Here is a 1897-nt window from a genome sequence, read left to right as displayed (position 1 = left end):
CTTTACATTGAGCTTTATTTAGTATTATTTTTTCTATCGTTTTTTATTTTTTAGTAATACTAGTATTACATTTTATTTGGTTTATTTTAATTTAGTAATACTTTTTATTTTATAATCAGATTTATATTATTGTGATTTAGGTTTGCCTAAATCGAAAGTTATTTATTTAAGATTTCACTGAAAATTATATTAGTTAAAACTGAATTTGGAGAATTTTCATGTATGATTTAATAAAAAGTGCTGTTTATGATGATGATGCTGCAATTGAAATTTCAAAGATGGATAAGGATATAACCTCGGTGGTAGATGCAATATCCGAACTTTCCATGGAAGAAACAATGAAATTGGGGATGCAATTTAAAAGATTCCCTTTAGGATGTGACTTAACTGAGGTGGTTGCAGGAACCTGCGCATCGGATTTGGAATTGATGGATCTGTTGGGCAATTGCCGCTTATCTGATATGATTGGGGCGCCGATTCATATCTGCGCTTACGCTTTTTCGGATATAGGTGAAAAATTTGGAATGACAGGTCTTGAAGTGATGAAAAGGGTTCATGAAGTAGTTGATGTTCCCCTGGATCTGGATCATTTCGGTGAAAATGGTGCAATGAGGCTTCCAAAAAATATCAGCGGATGTGGTGGTGAATGTTATAACAAGGGTCCTGCATTCACTGAATGTCCCCGTGGAAGGATTCATGAGCGTTTAATTGATAAGGAATTGGAACAAAAAGATGATAAGGAGGAATGGGTTAAACTGTCATCATCCGTTGCGGTGAATGTTACCTGTGAGCAAACAGGTGACGGTCATGCGGCACCATTGAGGGAAGCTGAAGACATCGCGCAGCTGGCCAAAGAATATGGAAGGGGTCTGGAATCAATCATGTTTGTTGGCGACGGTTATGATGAGGTAATCACAGGCTTTGAAAAGTCCATCGAAATTGGCGCTGATGTTATTGTGGTTGAAGGGGGTCCTTTCAACAGATGTGAAAACACAACCGAAAGCTTCGCCAAAACAATTGCCGCTGCAAGAATATTGTCACCGGGAAAGGTGGTGGCCACTAATGGGGCATATGAGCATGAGGTAAGGGCAGGCTTAAGGTCCGGTTTGAATATGGTAATTACCGGTTTTCCAAAAAATCACCACGGATACATGTGCGGATATGAACCCGGAACAGCCAGAAGAGGAAAATTCGGCCTTCCAAGAATAATTCAAATCATCAATGAGGAATTTCCGAACAGGGGCCTTCCGGTTCAAAAGCAGGATTTGTTGTCACTTGCCACTGCTGTTAAAATCGCAGGACCGGAATATGTTTATCCAAGAAAGATAGGGGCTTATCATGTTGGTGATGCCCATTGGGCAACATTGGTCAATTCCAGAATGTATCAGAATATTCAATTAAAGCACACTTTGGAGGAGATTGTCGATTTGGCCGATGGAAATACTATTGCATTGCATGGAGGAAGATTCATATCATGGGTAATTGCTAATGAACTGGATAGGCATGTTGATGAAATAATAATTTCTGATGTCGATGAATGGGTATTGAGGAATACGGTTGATAACCTGCAGGGTGTGTTAAACGCAACCGTCATTGGGGAAAGTGATGATAAGGCCGCTTCTGAAAATGCTGATTTTTCAATTGCATCCTCAACAATGATTCCAGTTAGAGAAAACGTGCTTAAAAAAGTGCCAAATGCCTTGACAATAGTGTGAATCGGTTTGGAAGTAAATTTTTCTTTCATTATACTTCAATTTTAGTAATACATATTTTTTATTTTTTATTAATATCAGTAGTATTATTTAATAAAAAAGTATTACTAAATTCATTTTCCATTTATTTTATTTCTTTAGTGTTGAATGGGACTTGTTTTTAATAAAATCGGATTTAATTCTTT

General features: G+C 37.3%; 1 protein-coding gene. It reads left to right on the top strand.

Features of this window, described 5'->3' with window-relative positions:
- Positions 1–218 precede the first annotated feature (218 nt).
- The gene (hmdC, locus tag ACKI4K_RS06725; RefSeq protein ID WP_407423509.1) at positions 219–1715 is read left to right on the top strand and encodes a 5,10-methenyltetrahydromethanopterin hydrogenase cofactor biosynthesis protein HmdC; all 1497 of its coding nucleotides are present in this window, start codon (positions 219–221) and stop codon (positions 1713–1715) included.
- Positions 1716–1897 lie beyond the last annotated feature (182 nt).

It is taken from the genome of Methanobrevibacter sp., from assembly GCF_045644645.1.
GTDB lineage: Archaea > Methanobacteriota > Methanobacteria > Methanobacteriales > Methanobacteriaceae > Methanocatella.
This window is presented reverse-complemented; position numbering and strand designations above follow the sequence as displayed.

Bases quoted from the DNA above. Each gene is read 5' to 3' on its own strand.
- hmdC (WP_407423509.1), top strand. From the start codon at position 219: ATGTATGATTTAATAAAAAGTGCTGTTTATGATGATGATGCTGCAATT.